Raw genomic sequence first — 14969 nt, forward strand, 5'->3', positions numbered from 1 at the left:
CTACAGCTGCGCCAGCAAAAACTCGCGCAGCACCACGCCCTGGTTGTGCTCGGTATCTTTGCTGCCATACAGCAGCGTCAGCGCTTGCCCCTGCCGTAACAGCGCCACCAGTGGCTGCCAGGCGTCGTTGGCCGCCAGCTGTTGGCGGTAACGCGCCTCGAAGACCGCCCACTGGTCGGTATGCTGATGGAACCACTTGCGCAGTTCGTCATCCGGCGCCACCTGTTTCAGCCACTGCACGCCCGTCAGCCGCTCCTTGCTGATGCCGCGCGGCCATAGCCTGTCTATCAGATAACAGTGTTCCGGCGCCGGCGCGCTGAAATCGTAAACCCGCTGTAGCGTAATCTTTGCCATCGCACGCTCTCCTTTTTATCCCGTCTTCAAGCGTAGCGCGTTTTGCCGGGCGCAGAAAAGCAAAACGCCAGCGCGAGGCTGGCGTTTTAACCGGGTTAACAGCAGCGTAAATTACGCTTCTGCAACCACAACTACATTCAGCTGTGCGAACACGTCGCTGTGTACCTGGAAGTGCACTTCGTGCTCGCCAGTGGTACGCAGAACGCCGTTCGGCAGACGAACTTCGCTCTTGGCAACTTCAACGCCTGCCGCAGTCACTGCGTCAGCGATGTCGCGGGTGCCGATAGAGCCGAACAGTTTACCTTCGTCGCCAGATTTGGAAGCGATGGTGACTGAACCCAGTTCGTTGATCTTGGTTGCGCGAGCTTCAGCAGCAGCCAGAACGTCAGCCAGTTTGGCTTCCAGTTCAGCACGGCGTGCTTCGAAGAACTCAACGTTTTTCTTGGTAGCAGGAACAGCTTTGCCCTGTGGTACCAGGAAGTTACGAGCGTAGCCCGCTTTAACGTTAACTTGATCACCCAGGCTGCCCAGGTTTGCTACTTTATCAAGCAGAATAACTTGCATTACCTTATCCTCTCAAAGTCGTTAATGGACAGTGGCCGATTACTGATGACGATCAGTGTACGGCAACAAAGACAGGTAGCGCGCGCGCTTGATAGCACGGGCCAGCTGGCGCTGATATTTTGCACGAGTACCGGTGATACGGCTCGGTACAATTTTACCACTTTCGGTGATGTAGTTTTTCAGCGTAGCGATGTCTTTATAGTCAATCTCTTGAACGCCTTCCGCGGTGAAACGGCAGAACTTGCGACGACGGAAATAACGTGCCATTTGGCTAGTCTCCAGAATCTATCAATTCAATCTGCTCGGCATGCAGAACCAATTTGCTCAGCCCGTTGCGCCCTTGATGGCAGCTTACAAAGCCTTGCACGGTAATCTGACTGCCGACCGTTAATCTTTGAGTTAGTGCTTGTGACTGTTGTCCGCTGACAACCACGGGCATTCGGCACCATGCTTGTCTGCTGAATCCGGCTTCCATCTGCTGCGAACGGTGCTCTAGCACAAATTGGCAGTGCGGTATCCCGGAAGGACTCACTTTTCGAACCGGCGCCTTGCACACAGTGCCCGACAAAACCAGACGATTAGCCGTCACGGCGGCAATTACTCTTCAGAATCCCCAGCATCTGCATCATCTGCGGTTTCGTTAGCGAAGTCTTCGCGGCGATCGCCACGACGTTCGTCTTTCGCTTTAACCATCGGAGATGCTTCAGTTACCGCGTGCTTAACGCGCATAACCATGCTGCGGATAACGGCGTCGTTGAAGCGGAAGTTAGTTTCCAGCTCATCGATCGCTTCCTGCGGCGCTTCAACGTTCAGCAGAACGTAGTGAGCCTTGTGCAGTTTGTTGATCGGATAAGCCAGCTGACGGCGGCCCCAGTCTTCCAGACGGTGAATCTGACCTTGCGCGTTAGTGATGGTAGCACTGTAACGCTCGATCATGCCCGGAACCTGTTCGCTTTGGTCAGGATGGACCATAAAAACGATTTCGTAATGACGCATCGAATTGCTCCTTACGGATTATTCAGCCTCCTGTCAGGGTCAACCGCGGCCCATGGAAGCAAGGAACGTGTTTAGTGTGCGGCTGAAAAATGACGCGTAATCATACTGACGCAGGGAGGGAAACTCAAGGACTGCGTGGGTTTTATTCGCGTTAATGCGAGGCGTTATGGGAAATAGCACGATTTGCTCGTGGGAGAACCTATGTACGCCGATCCATCGGTTTCAAAAATCTTTCAATGAAATCAGCGCTGAGTCACAAATCTATTTCACTTTTTTTGAAAGAGGCCATCAAAAGACCCCGCTTTTTAATCCGCCGCAACGGACTAAAATTAACCATATCCGCCGCAGACAGCGCGACGAAAAAGATTCCAGGTTATTCAATGCAGATAAATGACTTTTTGCCGCAGCGACACTCGCTGTCAGGCCGTAACGGCAAAAAGTAAGAGAGGCACTATGAAACGCATCATTCTCGCAACGGCGCTGGCCGCCCTGTTCTCCGCCAACGTAATGGCCGCCACGGAGATCACGTCGCACCAGGCCGATCAACGCCAGAGCGTCGGCTTCGTCACCCTGAACCAGAACGTGGTTTCGCCGGATGACGCCAGCAGCCAGGTCAGTAAAATCGCCGATCAACGCGGCGCGACCTCTTATCGCATCATCGCCCTGCACGAACCTGGCGACAACAGCACGATGCACGTCAGCGCCGAGCTGTATCGCTAAAGAGACAAGCCACGCCAGGGAAATCCCCAGGGCTTCATCAGAAAGCCCGTTCAGTCCGCACCGGAGCGCCGCTCGTTGGGCGCTCCGCTTTCCTCATCACAGCTTGAGCAGCGCCGGCATGCTGAACGCCTTGCCCGGATTGTGCAATTGCAGCGCCGTCCGCAGATAGTTCGTTCGCGTTTGCAGCAGCTCTGCGCTTTCCGCCAGCGTCGCCCGCTGTTCGAACGAGAGCGCACCGGCTGCCGCGGGGTGAGTGGGCGCCGCTTTCGCCGCGGAGGCGAACAGCGCCGTCACGTTTTGCATCGTCTGCGCGGTGATGCGCGACAGCGGATTCGCCTTGTTTTGCCGCGCCTTGCCGTCGGCGGCCCCCAACATCTCGCTGAAGGCCGCTGAGTTAAGCTCGGCGCGTGCTTTCATCGTTCCCATTAAACCGGCCGCACTGCCGATGTTTTTTATCATGCCCTTTGCTCCTTGCTGCCCTGAAAGAATTCACGCTGGCATTCTCCCCTTTATTCGGCCAAACGATGGCCGAAACAGCAGGCACAGAGCGGTGCAATTCCCTGCATCGCACCCGGCGGAGCATTACAGCTCGCGGCGGAAGAAGTCGGCCGTGGCGGACAGCGCCAGCGGCGTGATGCGGTGCTTCACCCCCGGTTCGACGAGCGACGTCAGACGGCTGCCCGCACCTTGTTGGTGCAGTTCAGCCGCCAAACGCAGGCTGTCCGCCGCCGGCACCACGTCGTCCGTCTCGCCGTGCCACAGCAGCAGCGGCCGCCCGGCGATCGTCTCCAAACGCCCCTCCAGCTCATATTCCGCCAGCACGGCGGTGCGCGCCGCAAACGCCGCCGGCGAGAGCGCCTCGCCCTCTGCGCCCAACGGCGGATACAGCGTTTGCGCCAGCGAACGGTAATAGCCGGAACCCATCAGGCTGGCGGCCGCCCGGACCCACGGGAAGCGCGCGAAGGCGCCAAGCGCGGTCATGCCCCCCATTGAGGCGCCGGCCATGCCAATACGCCCGTCGGCAATCAGGCCAAGCCGCTCGAAGTGCGCCTTGATCTGCGGCAGCTCGTCGATATTGCTGCGCAGGATCTCCCAAAACGTGGCCAGACGCCGCGCCTCATCGCCGTCGAACCGCTCGCCGTGCCGATCGGCATCCGGCAATACCACCCGAAAACCGACTCGCGCCAGCGCATAGGCGAAGTAGGCGTACACCTCTTTCGACGAGGTATAGCCGTGACAGAAGAACACCGTCGGCAACGGCCAATGATACTGCCCCGCCGGCACCGCATGGATCACCGCGATATCGCCCGCCCGCTCGTCATGAATTTCGATCATCCGTTCATCCTCAACGCACCTGTTGGCATTCATCATGACAAACTTGCGCCAGCCAGCGTTAGCTCAATCTGTTCCAGCTTATATTGCGTTACACTGAAGCCATCTACCGGCTCTTCCGAGGTCATCATGACGCTTGTCCGTACACTCATCATCCTGACGCTGGCCGCACAGCTTTCCGCCTGCGGCATCATGACCACCACGCCGAAACCGCCGCCGCCGCCCACCGCACAGGCGCAGGAGATCGTCCGCGCGCAGACCGCCGAGCTGGTGAAGATAGGTACCGTCACCGCCGTAGTGCGCGGCAGCCCGATGGACGTGGAAGCGGAGATCCAGCGCAAGGCCACCGCCGCCGGCGCCCGGTATTACGTGATCATCATGAACAGCGAAACCGTCGTGCCGGGCCAATGGTATTCCCAGGCGATCCTGTATCGGTAAGGCGGGGATTTTTTAAGCAGATTTACACTGGCTTTGCACAGGCTGAAGTAGGGTGTTGCACACTGGCGGACAGCATGCCGCATGTTGCGGGTGCGATTCAGGATCTGACGAAGGGGAACGCCATGAAACGCTCCACCGCACTCACCTCCCTCCTGCTTTCAGTAGGGCTGCTCAGCACCGGCGCACAGTCCGCCGAACTGGCGCCCGCCGATCGCGTGACGCCGCTCAGTGAAATCGCCGAGATCACCTTTAACGATCTGCCCGGTTCACCGCAGGAGGCTGAGCAGGCCATCGCCCGCACCGCCGGCCAGCACGGCGCCAGCTATTACCGCATCCTGCGGATGGAAGAACAGGCGCACCCGCTTGGCTGGCGCGCCTCGGCCATCTTATACCTTTAATAGCTCATGCAAGCCGCATTCAACACGCCGCCGCTGACGGAGACGCCCCCCAGGAAAATCCCGGCGGCCAGGTGGTTCGCTTCGATCTTGTCGCTGATGCGCGGCATGTAGATCTTCACGGCCGCGAACAACAACAGTTGCACCACCAGCGCCACCACGCCCCACAGCAGGTAATCCAGCAGGCTGATCGAGTTGATCGCCGCGCTGGCCAACGGGATCACATACCCCAGGCAAGCGCCGATGAAAGCAAAGGCGGCGGATTGGTTATCGGCCTTGATCAACGCCCATTCGTCGTGCGGGGTGATGCGGGTATAGACGAACAGAAACACCAAAACCATGGCGAAACCGCTGAAGAAGTAAGAGGCGAACGCCGCCAACGCGCTGAGAATATCCATGTGCATTTTCCTGTCAGAGTGAGACTGAATTAAAAAGGTTTTCGCCGCCGTGCGCCACCCTTTTCCCTAACCGCCGATGGCGCGGTTCAGCAGCAGTTCGCACACCTCGGCCGACAGCAGGCTCTCGCCGCGGTGATCCAGCGTCAGATGGCACCAGGCGTCGGCTACCTGCGGGCTGGCGTGCTGCAGCAGCTGCGCGGCGCAGCACAGATCGAACAGTTGCTGGGTCAGCAGCCGCCCCATCTCCTCACTCGGTTGCCGGGCGCGCTGCTGCCACTGCCGCCAGGCATGATCGAACAACCGATTCTGGCCGCGCACCGGCTGCAGTTCGAACTGCAGCATCTCGAGCGCACCCGGCAGTTTGTGCAGGCTGCGCAATACGTCCAGACACATGATGTTGCCGGAACCTTCCCAGATGCTGTTGACCGGCATCTCGCGATACAGGCGCGGCAGCTCGCTCTCTTCGCAGTAGCCGATGCCGCCCAGCACCTCCATCGCCTCGGCGATGAACGGCATGCCCTGGCGGCAGATGCTGTATTTGGCCGCCGGGGTCAGCAGACGGCTGTAGATCAGCTCGCCCTCATTGCTGCGGCTCTCCCAGGCGCGGGCCAGCCGGAACAGCAACGCGGTATGCCCTTCCAGCCGCAGCGCCATGCGCGCCAGAACCTGGCGCATCAGCGGCTGTTCGATCAAGAGCTTGCCGAACGCCTGCCGCTGCAGCGCATGATACAGCGCCACCGACAGCCCGCGGCGCATCAGGCCGTGGCTGCCGAGTGAGCAGTCGAAACGGGTCAGGCCGCCCATCTTCAGGATATGCCGCACGCCGTCGCCCTCCTCCCCCAGCAGCCAGGCGGTGGCGTCCTGAAATTCCACTTCGCTGCTGGCGTTGGAACGGTTGCCCAGCTTGTCTTTCAACCGCTCCAGGCGAATGGCGTTGCGGCTGCCGTCCGGCAAAATGCGCGGCAGGAAGAAGCAGGACAACCCGCCTTCGGCCTGCGCCAACACCAGGTGCGCATCGCTCTGCGGCACCGAGAAGAACCACTTATGCCCCACCAGCCGGTAGGCTTCACCCGGCCCGCGCGCGCCGAGCGGCGCGGCGGTGGTGGTATTGCTCAGCACATCGGAGCCGCCCTGTTTCTCCGTCATGCCCATGCCGATCAGCAGGCCGCGCTTTTGCCCGCCAGGCAGCAGGTGAGCGTCATAACGATCCGACAGCAGCGGCGTCAGCCATGAGCGAAACTCGGCCGGTAACGCCTGCAGCAACAGCGGCGTAGCGCCGAAGGTCATGGTCACCGGGCACAGCGTGCCGGCCTCGACCTGCGCATGCAGCATAAAGCGCGCGGCGCGCGCCACGAAGGAACCGATGCGCGCATCCTCCTGCCAGGGCAGGTTGTGCACCCGGTTGGCGATCAGCCCCTGCATCAGGATATGCCAGGCGGGGTGAAAGCGAACGTCGTCCAGCCGCTGGCCGGTGGCGTCGTAGCGCAGCAGCTCCGGCGGGTTGGCATTGGCCAGGCGCCCCAGCTCCAGCGACTCCTGGGTGCCGAGCTGCTGGCCCAGCGAGGCCAATACCTCGGCATCCCAGCCGCCCTGCTCGCGCTGCAACGCTTCGCGCAGCGGCGTATCGGAGAGAAACAGGTTGCTGTTGCCCAGCGGCTTGGGTTGGTTAAAAACGGTGTGCGTAGTCCAGACCATGAGAGTGCTCCCTGAGAAAAGCGTCAGGAGTAAGTATGGTCGGCGCAGAGATTTCTGCCGCAGGCGGGATCACAAGAGGGGGAATTAACGGGAGCACTAAGCCCCCGTCAGAAGAATCAGCCGCGCTGGCGCACCGCTTCGAACAGGCAGATGCCGGTGGCGACCGACACGTTCAGCGAAGAGACGGTGCCGGCCATCGGGATGCTGATCAGTTCGTCGCAGTGTTCGCGGGTCAGACGGCGCATGCCTTCGCCTTCCGCGCCCATCACCAGCGCCATCGGGCCGGTCATTTTGCTCTGATACAGCGTATGGTCGGCTTCGCCGGCGGTGCCCACCACCCAAACGTTCATTTCCTGCAGCAGACGCAGCGTGCGCGCCAGGTTGGTCACGCGGATAAGCGGCACGTTTTCGGCGGCGCCGCAGGCCACTTTCTTGGCGGTGGCGTTCAGCTGGGCGGAACGGTCGCGCGGCACGATCACCGCGTGCACGCCGGCAGCGTCGGCGCTGCGCAGGCAGGCGCCGAGGTTGTGCGGGTCGGTCACGCCGTCCAGCACCAGCAGGAACGGTGTCTCCACGCTTTCCAGCAGGCCCGGCAGATCGTTCTCCTGATACTGACGCCCCTCGCGCACCCGGGCGATGATCCCCTGGTGCACCGCGCCTTCAACCTTGTCATCCAGCCATTGGCGGTTCGCCACCTGGATCACGATGCCGGTCGCTTCCAGCTCGGCGATCAGCGGTTGCAGGCGGCGATCTTCGCGGCCTTTCAGGATAAACACTTCCAGGAAGCGTTGCGGATCGCGCTCTAACAGGGCTTTGACGGCGTGGATGCCGTAAATAATTTCGCTCATGATGCTCTTTTAAATTCGTGCGGCCGGCGATAACCGGCCGATGATAACGATGTGCGGCAGGTTAAGCCTGCTCGGCACCTTTCTTCTTGGCTGCGCGTTTGGCTTTGGTCGCCGCCGCGATTTTCCGCGTTTTGTCGGACGCTTTCTTGGCTTTCTTTTTCGCCTTCTTCACGTTGTCCGCGGGCTTGGCGTCATCCTGCTTGCGGAAGGCGCTGTCCGGCTCGAAGTTGGCCGGCGGTTTGCCGCCGCGGCGCTTGCCGCGCCCCGCGTTGCCGTTGTCGCGCAGCGTGCGCTGGCCGCCCTTCTTGGCGCGATCGCGCTCGGTTTTACCTTCACCGCGCGCTTTGCGGGTGCTGGACACCAGCGCGAAGTCAATCTTGCGCTCGTCCATATGCACCGCGTCCACGCGGATCTCCACCGTATCCCCCAGGCGATAGACGGTGCCGGAAGATTCGCCGATCAGGCGCTGGCCGATATTATCGTAGCGATAGTAATCATTATCCAGCGTTGATACGTGCACCAGCCCGTCGATGAACAGATCGTTCAGGCGCACGAAGAAACCGAAGCCGGTCACGCTGGAGATGATGCCGCTGAACACTTCACCGACGTGATCCTGCATGAAGTCGCACTTCAGCCAGTCGGCGACGTTGCGCGTCGCTTCGTCCGCGCGGCGCTCGGTCATCGAGCAGTGTTCGCCCAGCTGCAGCATCTCTTCGAATTCGCTGTGCCAGCCGCCGGTCGGCGTCCAGCGCTCTTTCGGCTCGCCGTGTTCTTTGGCCAGCTGATATTTGATCGCGCGGTGCAGCGCCAGATCCGGATAGCGACGGATTGGCGAGGTGAAGTGGCCGTAAGACGCCAGCGCCAGGCCGAAGTGGCCGCGGTTTTCCGGATCGTAAATCGCCTGCTTCATCGAGCGCAGCAACATGGTTTGCAGCATTTCGTGGTCAGGGCGCTCGGACACTTCGTCCATCAGCACCGCATAGTCCTTCGGCTGCGGCTTGTTGCCGCCGCCCAGCGTCAGCCCCAGCTCGCTCAGCACGCTGCGCAGCGCGGAGATGTGGTCGTCGCTCGGACGATCGTGCACGCGGTACAGCGCCGGCTCGTTGCGTTTCTCGACGAAGCGCGCGGCCGCCACGTTGGCCATGATCATGCACTCTTCGATCAGCTTGTGGGCGTCGTTGCGCACCGTCGGCTCCACGCGCTCGATGCGACGCTCGGCGTTGAAAATGAACTTGGCTTCTTCGGTTTCAAACGCGATGCCGCCGCGCTCGGCGCGCGCCTTATCCAGCACCTTGTACATCGCGTGCAGCTCTTCCAGGTGCTTGACCAGCGGATGGTAGTGCTCGCGCAGCTCCTGATCGCCCTGCAGAATGTGCCACACCTTGTTGTAGGTCAGGCGAGCATGCGAGCTCATCACCGCCTCGTAAAACTTGGCCGTGGACAGGCGCCCCTGGGCGGAGATGGTCATCTCGCACACCATGCACAGGCGATCGACCTGCGGGTTCAGGGAGCACAGCCCGTTGGACAGCACTTCCGGCAGCATCGGGATCACCTGCGACGGGAAGTACACCGAGTTGCCGCGGCTGCGCGCTTCGTCGTCCAGCGCGGTGCGCGGGCGCACGTAGTAACTGACGTCGGCGATCGCCACCCACAGGCGCCAGCCGCCGCCGCGTTTCTTCTCACAGTACACGGCGTCATCGAAGTCGCGTGCGTCTTCACCGTCGATGGTGACCAACGGCAGCTTGCGCAGATCGACGCGGCCCTTCTTGGCCGCTTCCGGCACCTGCTCGCTGAGATCGGCCACCTGTTTTTCCACCTGCGGCGGCCAGGTATGCGGGATCTCATGGGTGCGCAGCGCGATGTCCACCGCCATGCTGGTGCCCATCTTGTCGCCGAGGATCTCGACGATCTTGCCGACCGCCTTGGTGCGGCGGGTCGGGCGCTGAGTCAGCTCCACCACCACCATAAAGCCCATGCGCGCGCCGCTGACGCTGTCCGCCGGGATCAGAATATCGAAGCTCAGACGGCTGTCGTCCGGCACCACGAAGCCGGTACCGGCGTCCATGAAGAAGCGGCCGACAATCTGGCTGGTTTTCGGCACCAGCACGCGCACGATGCGCGCTTCGCGGCGCCCTTTGCGATCCGCGCCCAGCGCCTGCGCCAACACCACGTCACCGTGGATCGCCATTTTCATCTGTTCGGCAGACAGGTACAGATCGTCTTTGCTGCCTTCAACGCGCAGGAAGCCGTAGCCGTCGCGGTGGCCGATCACCGTGCCGCGCAGCAGATCCAGACGTTCCGGCAGCGCGTAGCACTGGCGGCGGGTAAACACTAACTGGCCATCGCGCTCCATGGCGCGCAGGCGGCGACGCAGCGCTTCCAGCTGCTCTTCACCGCTGAGGCCCAGTTCGTTGCCCAGTTCTTCGCGGCTGGCCGGCGTTTCTCTTTTCGCCAAATGGGCCAGGATATATTCACGACTGGGGATAGGGGATTCGTATTTTTCTGCTTCTCGTTCCAGGAATGGATCTTGTGACATTGCGGTTCCTCCGTTGTCATCAGCAGGATGACGTTGAGCCTTGTCTTCTCAACGTCGTTTTATTCGACAAGCAATAGCTTGTAGAGCGGCGGATTGTCTTCGACCATGTCGGCCAACGTATGCTTATCCAGCTCTTCAAGGAAATTCTGTACGCCCTGGTGGAGCACCTGCTTCAATCGGCAGGCAGGGGTGATGTGGCAAAAATCACTGCTGCAGTTAACCAGCGCGAGCGGCTCCAGCGCCCGCACCACGTCGCCGAGGCGAATGCTCTCGGCCGGTTTGCCCAAGCGAATGCCGCCATGCTTGCCGCGCACCGCCGTGACAAAACCTACCCGGCTCAACTGATTGATGATCTTCACCATATGGTTGCGAGACACGCCGTAAACCTCGGTCACTTCCGAGATGCTGGTCATCTTGTCCTGCGGCAACGAGGCCATGTAGATCAACGCCCGCAGGCCATAATCAGTAAAACTTGTTAACTGCACATCTTACCTCTGGGTATCGTTTTACCCGTCTGATACGCCGCTTTTCGGCGCTATTCAAAAGATTACTCATTGGATAATAAACCAGCCGGAGAGTTCGTCGCTAATTATTTAGCGAATCCCGCGCCCTAAGGCGGGTTTATGAAAGGATTTTTTGACGTGAAACCGCAATCGGAGGGAGTCAGGATAAAAACAAACCGGGACGCGCCCGGTTTGTTTAATGCCGCAAAGCCTGATTATGCGTCGAACGGGTCGCGCAGGATCATGGTTTCGCTGCGATCTGGGCCGGTAGAGATGATATCTACCGGTACGCCGGTCACTTCTTCGATGCGCTTGATGTAGTTCAGCGCAGCCTGAGGCAGCTTGCTGTGCTCTTTCACGCCAAAGGTGGTTTCGCTCCAGCCCGGCATGGTTTCGTAGATAGGCTCAATGCCTTCCCAGCCTTCAGCCGCCAGCGGAGTGGTGTCCACTTCACGGCCGTCCGGCATGCGGTAGCCCACGCAGATCTTCACTTCTTTCAGGCCGTCCAAGACGTCCAGTTTGGTCAGGCAGAAGCCGGACAGGGAGTTGATCTGCACGGCACGACGCACCGCTACCGCGTCCAGCCAGCCGGTACGACGACGACGGCCGGTGGTGGCGCCGAACTCGTTACCCTGCTTGCACAGGTACTCGCCGGTTTCATCGAACAGTTCGGTTGGGAACGGGCCTGCACCCACGCGAGTGGAGTAGGCTTTCACGATGCCCAGCACGTAGTCCACATAACGCGGGCCGATGCCGGAACCGGTAGCCACGCCGCCGGCGGTGGTGTTGGAAGAGGTGACGTACGGGTAAGTACCGTGGTCGATATCCAGCAGGGTGCCCTGAGCGCCTTCGAACATGATCAGGTCGCCACGCTTGCGCGCGCCGTCCAGCAGTTCGGAAACGTCAACCACCATGGCGGTCAGGATGTCGGCGATAGACAGCACGTAGTCCAGCGTCGCCTGATAATCGACGGCTTCAACTTTGTAGTAGTTGACCAGCTGGAAGTTGTGGTAATCGACGATCTCTTTCAGCTTAACGGCGAAGGTTTCTTTGTTGAACAGATCGCTGACGCGCAGGCCGCGACGAGCGACTTTATCTTCGTAAGCCGGGCCGATACCGCGACCGGTGGTGCCGATCGCTTTTGCGCCGCGCGCTTTCTCACGCGCGTTATCCAACGCAACGTGGTAAGGCAGGATCAACGGGCAAGCTTCAGAGAGTAACAGACGTTCGCGTACCGGGATGCCACGCGCTTCGAGTTCACCCATTTCTTTCATCAACGCGTCCGGCGCCAGAACAACACCGTTGCCGATGATGCTGGTGACGTTTTCACGCAGAATACCTGAAGGAATTAAATGAAGAACGGTTTTTTCACCGTTGATTACCAGAGTGTGGCCAGCGTTATGGCCACCTTGGTAGCGCACAACATATTGAGCCCGTTCAGTCAGCAGGTCTACAACCTTGCCTTTACCTTCGTCACCCCATTGGGTGCCCAGTACGACGACGTTCTTACCCATTTTTCAAAATCACCGATTGCTTAAAAATGGATTCTACCACCGTAATTTTCGATTTTCAGCACTTTTAGCATACGATTGCATAAATTTTGGGCTAGACTTTAAAGACCCGTGCGGCCGCTCAACATGTAGTAGATCACGCAGCCCGCAACCACTATTCCACCGCCAAATCGCCGCAGCGTCGCGTCCGGCAACTGCGACATCGCCACAATCATTTTGCGCCAGGCCTGCGGAAACAGCATCGGCCCCAATCCTTCCAACACCAGAACCAGCCCGAGCGCCAGCCAAATCGTTGAGTTCATGCATCCCCCAAAAACGAGAAAGGGCCCGCGAAAACGGGCCCTCGATCAGATTGCCTGCCGCGCTTACTTGCGCAGGGTATCAGGCGACTTCATGTAGCGGAAGAAATCGCTGTCCGGGCTCAGTACCAGCACGTCCTGGTTGTCCTTGAAGCTGGCTTCATAGGCACGCAGGCTGCGGATAAAGGCATAGAAGTCCGGATCCTGGCTGAACGCGTTGGCGAACAGCTTGGCCGCTTCGGCATCGCCTTCACCGCGGGTGATACGCGCCTGACGCTCGGCTTCAGCCAAGGTGCGGGTCACCTCGTAGTCCGCGCTGGCGCGCAGCTTCTCGGCTTCTTCCTGGCCCTGCGAGCGCAGACGACGGGCTACCGCTTCACGCTCGGCGCGCATACGCTGGTAGATGGCGTCGGACACTTCGGCCGGCAGGTTGATCTGCTTGATACGCACGTCGATCACTTCGATGCCCAGCGCCGCCATGCTGTTCGGGTTAACCTGCGGCTGTTTGCCGGTGGTTTCCCGCTCAACGCGCGCCGCCGCAGAGGCGATAGCGTCATCGGCTTCGGTGGTCGCCACTTCTTCGCCGTCACCCACGGTGCCGGTGTTCAGCGCGTCACGCACGTCGGACATCAGCTTGCCGCGCGAGTCGGTCACGATGTCTTTCACGTCCAGGCGGCCGATTTCGGAACGCAGACGGTCGCTGAACTTGCGTTTCAGCAGCACTTCGGCCTGGGAGACGTCGCCACCGCCGGTCGCCAGGTAGTAACGGCTGAAGTCGCTGATGCGCCACTTCAGATAGGAGTCGACGATCAGGTCTTTCTTCTCGCTGGTCACGAAACGATCGGCCTGGTTGTCCATGGTCTGGATGCGCGCATCCAGGTTCTTCACGGTCTCAATGAACGGGATCTTGAGGTGCAGACCCGGCGCATACACCAGCGGCTTGTTTTCGCCGTCGCGCAGAACCTTGCCGAAGCGCAGTACGATGCCGCGCTGGCCTTCCTGCACCACGAACAGCGAAGCGTACAGCACCACCAGCACCGCGAGGACAATAACTACAAAAGACTTACGCATTGATTACTCTCTCCCTACGCGAGTGGTGTCGTCACGCTGCGCATTCGCCCGGCGCTGATCCATAATCGAACCGCCGCTGGTGCGCGGGGCGCTGCTGTTGGCAGCCGGCGCAGGATTCGGATTGAGGCGAATCAGGCTGGTATCCTTGTTGCCGCTCTCCGGCGCCGCGCCTTGGCCGCGCAGCATCTGATCCAGCGGCAGCACCATCAGGTTGTTGCCTTTGTCGCTCACCAACACCTTACGGGTATGGCCCAGCACTTTTTCCATGGTTTCGATATACAGACGCTCGCGGGTGATCTGCGGTGCGGACTTGTATTCCGGCAACAGCTTGGCAAAGCGCGCCACCTCACCCTGAGCTTCCAGGACGGTACGATCCTTATAAGCCTTGGAGTCTTCCAGCAGACGCTGCGCCTGGCCGTTCGCACGCGGCTGAACTTCGTTGGCGTAAGCTTCCGCTTCACGGATGTATTGCTGCTCGTTTTCACGCGCGGCGATCGCATCGTCGAAGGATGCCTTCACCTCTTCCGGCGGACGCGCCGCCTGGAAGTTGACGTCCAGCAGCGTGATGCCCATGTTGTAAGGACGGATGGTCTCTTCCAGCATGCGCTGCGTATCGTTACGCACCACGGTACGGCCTTCGGTCAGGATGCGGTCCATCGAGTATTTGCCGATCACGCCGCGCAGGGCGCTGTCGGTCGCCTGGCTCAGGCTGTCGTCGGCATTGACGACGCTGAACAGGTACGCTTCCGGGTTGGTCACGCGGTACTGCACGTTCATTTCCACGCGCACCACGTTTTCATCGGAGGTCAGCATCACGCCGGACGCCGCCAGCTCGCGCACGGATTCCACGTTCACCGGACGCACGTCGTCGATAAAGGTCGGCTTCCAGTTCAGGCCCGGCTGCACCAGGTGGCTGAACTTGCCGAAACGCGTCACGACGCCGCGCTCGGCTTCCTTGATGGTGTAGAAACCGCTGGCGGCCCAAATCACCACCACGGCCACCGCCGCGATACCGATAATGCGGCCGCTGAAGCCCGGACCAGAGGTGCCGGTGCCGCCGCTATTGCTGTTGGAGCCTTTGCCCCCGCCGAAACCGCTCAATTTCTTGCTCAGTTTGCGGAAGATATCGTCCAAATCAGGTGGCCCTTGATCACGACCGCCTTTGTTGTTACCGCCAGAGTTGCCGCCATTGTTATTGCTGCTCCCCCACGGGTCGCGGTCCTGTCCGTTATTACCGGGCTGATTCCACGCCATGTTTTAGCTCCATATTCTGTGATTGGGTACTTCAGGCTTTCGCGAAGCATAAATG

Annotated in this window: 20 protein-coding genes; 4 read left to right on the top strand and 16 right to left on the bottom strand. The window is 60.3% G+C overall.

Features of this window, described 5'->3' with window-relative positions:
• The 5 genes from ACJ8PI_RS15915 to rpsF form a co-directional block, all read right to left on the bottom strand.
• On the bottom strand, positions 1-354 hold the full coding sequence (locus ACJ8PI_RS15915; protein WP_049195403.1) for a DUF488 domain-containing protein: 354 nt from the start codon (positions 352-354) through the stop codon (positions 1-3).
• A 111-nt stretch (positions 355-465) separates the two neighbouring features.
• A complete protein-coding gene (gene rplI / locus ACJ8PI_RS15920) occupies positions 466-918 on the bottom strand; it encodes a 50S ribosomal protein L9 (protein ID WP_004933629.1) in 453 nt (150 codons plus the stop codon).
• A 39-nt stretch (positions 919-957) separates the two neighbouring features.
• A complete protein-coding gene (gene rpsR / locus ACJ8PI_RS15925) occupies positions 958-1185 on the bottom strand; it encodes a 30S ribosomal protein S18 (RefSeq protein WP_000135199.1) in 228 nt (75 codons plus the stop codon).
• A gap of 4 nt (positions 1186-1189) precedes the next feature.
• The gene (priB, locus tag ACJ8PI_RS15930) at positions 1190-1507 is read right to left on the bottom strand and encodes a primosomal replication protein N (protein ID WP_049233092.1); all 318 of its coding nucleotides are present in this window, start codon (positions 1505-1507) and stop codon (positions 1190-1192) included.
• Positions 1508-1515: 8 nt separating this feature from the next.
• Entirely contained in the window at positions 1516-1914 is a 399-nt protein-coding gene (gene rpsF / locus ACJ8PI_RS15935; RefSeq protein WP_004933634.1) for a 30S ribosomal protein S6, read from the bottom strand.
• 236 nt (positions 1915-2150) lie between these two features.
• On the opposite strand from rpsF, the gene ACJ8PI_RS15940 reads away from it, so the two are divergent.
• Both ACJ8PI_RS15940 and ACJ8PI_RS15945 read left to right on the top strand, forming a co-directional pair.
• Positions 2151-2357, top strand: a complete 207-nt coding sequence (locus ACJ8PI_RS15940) for a hypothetical protein (RefSeq protein ID WP_125863085.1) — start codon at positions 2151-2153, stop codon at positions 2355-2357.
• Between the two features lie 10 nt (positions 2358-2367).
• On the top strand, positions 2368-2634 hold the full coding sequence (locus ACJ8PI_RS15945; protein WP_033636793.1) for a DUF1471 domain-containing protein: 267 nt from the start codon (positions 2368-2370) through the stop codon (positions 2632-2634).
• A 96-nt stretch (positions 2635-2730) separates the two neighbouring features.
• Here ACJ8PI_RS15945 and ACJ8PI_RS15950 read toward each other — a convergent pair whose 3' ends face one another.
• Together ACJ8PI_RS15950 and yjfP are read right to left on the bottom strand one after the other, a co-directional pair.
• Complete coding sequence (locus ACJ8PI_RS15950; RefSeq protein ID WP_126191948.1) at positions 2731-3093, bottom strand: hypothetical protein; 363 nt, start codon at positions 3091-3093, stop codon at positions 2731-2733.
• 123 nt (positions 3094-3216) lie between these two features.
• Positions 3217-3969: an esterase gene (gene yjfP / locus ACJ8PI_RS15955; protein WP_049212699.1), complete on the bottom strand. Its 753-nt coding sequence runs from the start codon at positions 3967-3969 to the stop codon at positions 3217-3219.
• 126 nt (positions 3970-4095) lie between these two features.
• Between yjfP and bsmA the strand changes: the two genes are divergently transcribed.
• Both bsmA and ACJ8PI_RS15965 read left to right on the top strand, forming a co-directional pair.
• Entirely contained in the window at positions 4096-4404 is a 309-nt protein-coding gene (gene bsmA, locus ACJ8PI_RS15960; RefSeq protein WP_033648696.1) for a biofilm peroxide resistance protein BsmA, read from the top strand.
• A gap of 122 nt (positions 4405-4526) precedes the next feature.
• Positions 4527-4802 carry a DUF1471 domain-containing protein gene (locus tag ACJ8PI_RS15965; RefSeq protein ID WP_033638652.1) on the top strand — a complete coding sequence of 92 codons (276 nt, stop codon included), beginning with the start codon at positions 4527-4529 and terminating at the stop codon, positions 4800-4802.
• On the opposite strand, the gene ACJ8PI_RS15970 is transcribed toward ACJ8PI_RS15965, so the two are convergent.
• From ACJ8PI_RS15970 to hflK, 9 genes are all read right to left on the bottom strand, one after another.
• A complete protein-coding gene (locus tag ACJ8PI_RS15970; RefSeq protein ID WP_033636787.1) occupies positions 4799-5197 on the bottom strand; it encodes a DUF350 domain-containing protein in 399 nt (132 codons plus the stop codon). The genes ACJ8PI_RS15965 and ACJ8PI_RS15970 overlap by 4 nt on opposite strands.
• 66 nt (positions 5198-5263) lie before the next feature.
• Positions 5264-6892, bottom strand: a complete 1629-nt coding sequence (locus ACJ8PI_RS15975) for an isovaleryl-CoA dehydrogenase (RefSeq protein ID WP_033654894.1) — start codon at positions 6890-6892, stop codon at positions 5264-5266.
• 116 nt (positions 6893-7008) lie between these two features.
• Entirely contained in the window at positions 7009-7740 is a 732-nt protein-coding gene (rlmB, locus tag ACJ8PI_RS15980) for a 23S rRNA (guanosine(2251)-2'-O)-methyltransferase RlmB (RefSeq protein ID WP_004933653.1), read from the bottom strand.
• Positions 7741-7801: 61 nt separating this feature from the next.
• Positions 7802-10276 carry a ribonuclease R gene (gene rnr / locus ACJ8PI_RS15985; protein ID WP_039567854.1) on the bottom strand — a complete coding sequence of 825 codons (2475 nt, stop codon included), beginning with the start codon at positions 10274-10276 and terminating at the stop codon, positions 7802-7804.
• 59 nt (positions 10277-10335) lie between these two features.
• Positions 10336-10761 (bottom strand): nitric oxide-sensing transcriptional repressor NsrR, encoded by a 426-nt coding sequence (nsrR, locus tag ACJ8PI_RS15990; RefSeq protein WP_033636784.1) that lies wholly within the window; start codon positions 10759-10761, stop codon positions 10336-10338.
• A gap of 233 nt (positions 10762-10994) precedes the next feature.
• On the bottom strand, positions 10995-12293 hold the full coding sequence (locus ACJ8PI_RS15995; RefSeq protein WP_033648701.1) for an adenylosuccinate synthase: 1299 nt from the start codon (positions 12291-12293) through the stop codon (positions 10995-10997).
• 98 nt (positions 12294-12391) lie between these two features.
• Complete coding sequence (locus tag ACJ8PI_RS16000) at positions 12392-12592, bottom strand: DUF2065 domain-containing protein (protein ID WP_004933666.1); 201 nt, start codon at positions 12590-12592, stop codon at positions 12392-12394.
• A 63-nt stretch (positions 12593-12655) separates the two neighbouring features.
• Positions 12656-13660: a protease modulator HflC gene (hflC, locus tag ACJ8PI_RS16005; protein ID WP_004933669.1), complete on the bottom strand. Its 1005-nt coding sequence runs from the start codon at positions 13658-13660 to the stop codon at positions 12656-12658.
• A gap of 3 nt (positions 13661-13663) precedes the next feature.
• Positions 13664-14914, bottom strand: coding sequence for an FtsH protease activity modulator HflK (hflK, locus tag ACJ8PI_RS16010; protein WP_033636782.1), 1251 nt, complete (start codon positions 14912-14914; stop codon positions 13664-13666).
• Positions 14915-14969 lie beyond the last annotated feature (55 nt).

Source organism: Serratia sp. CY82433, assembly GCF_052166535.1.
Classification (GTDB): Bacteria; Pseudomonadota; Gammaproteobacteria; order Enterobacterales; family Enterobacteriaceae; genus Serratia; species Serratia sarumanii.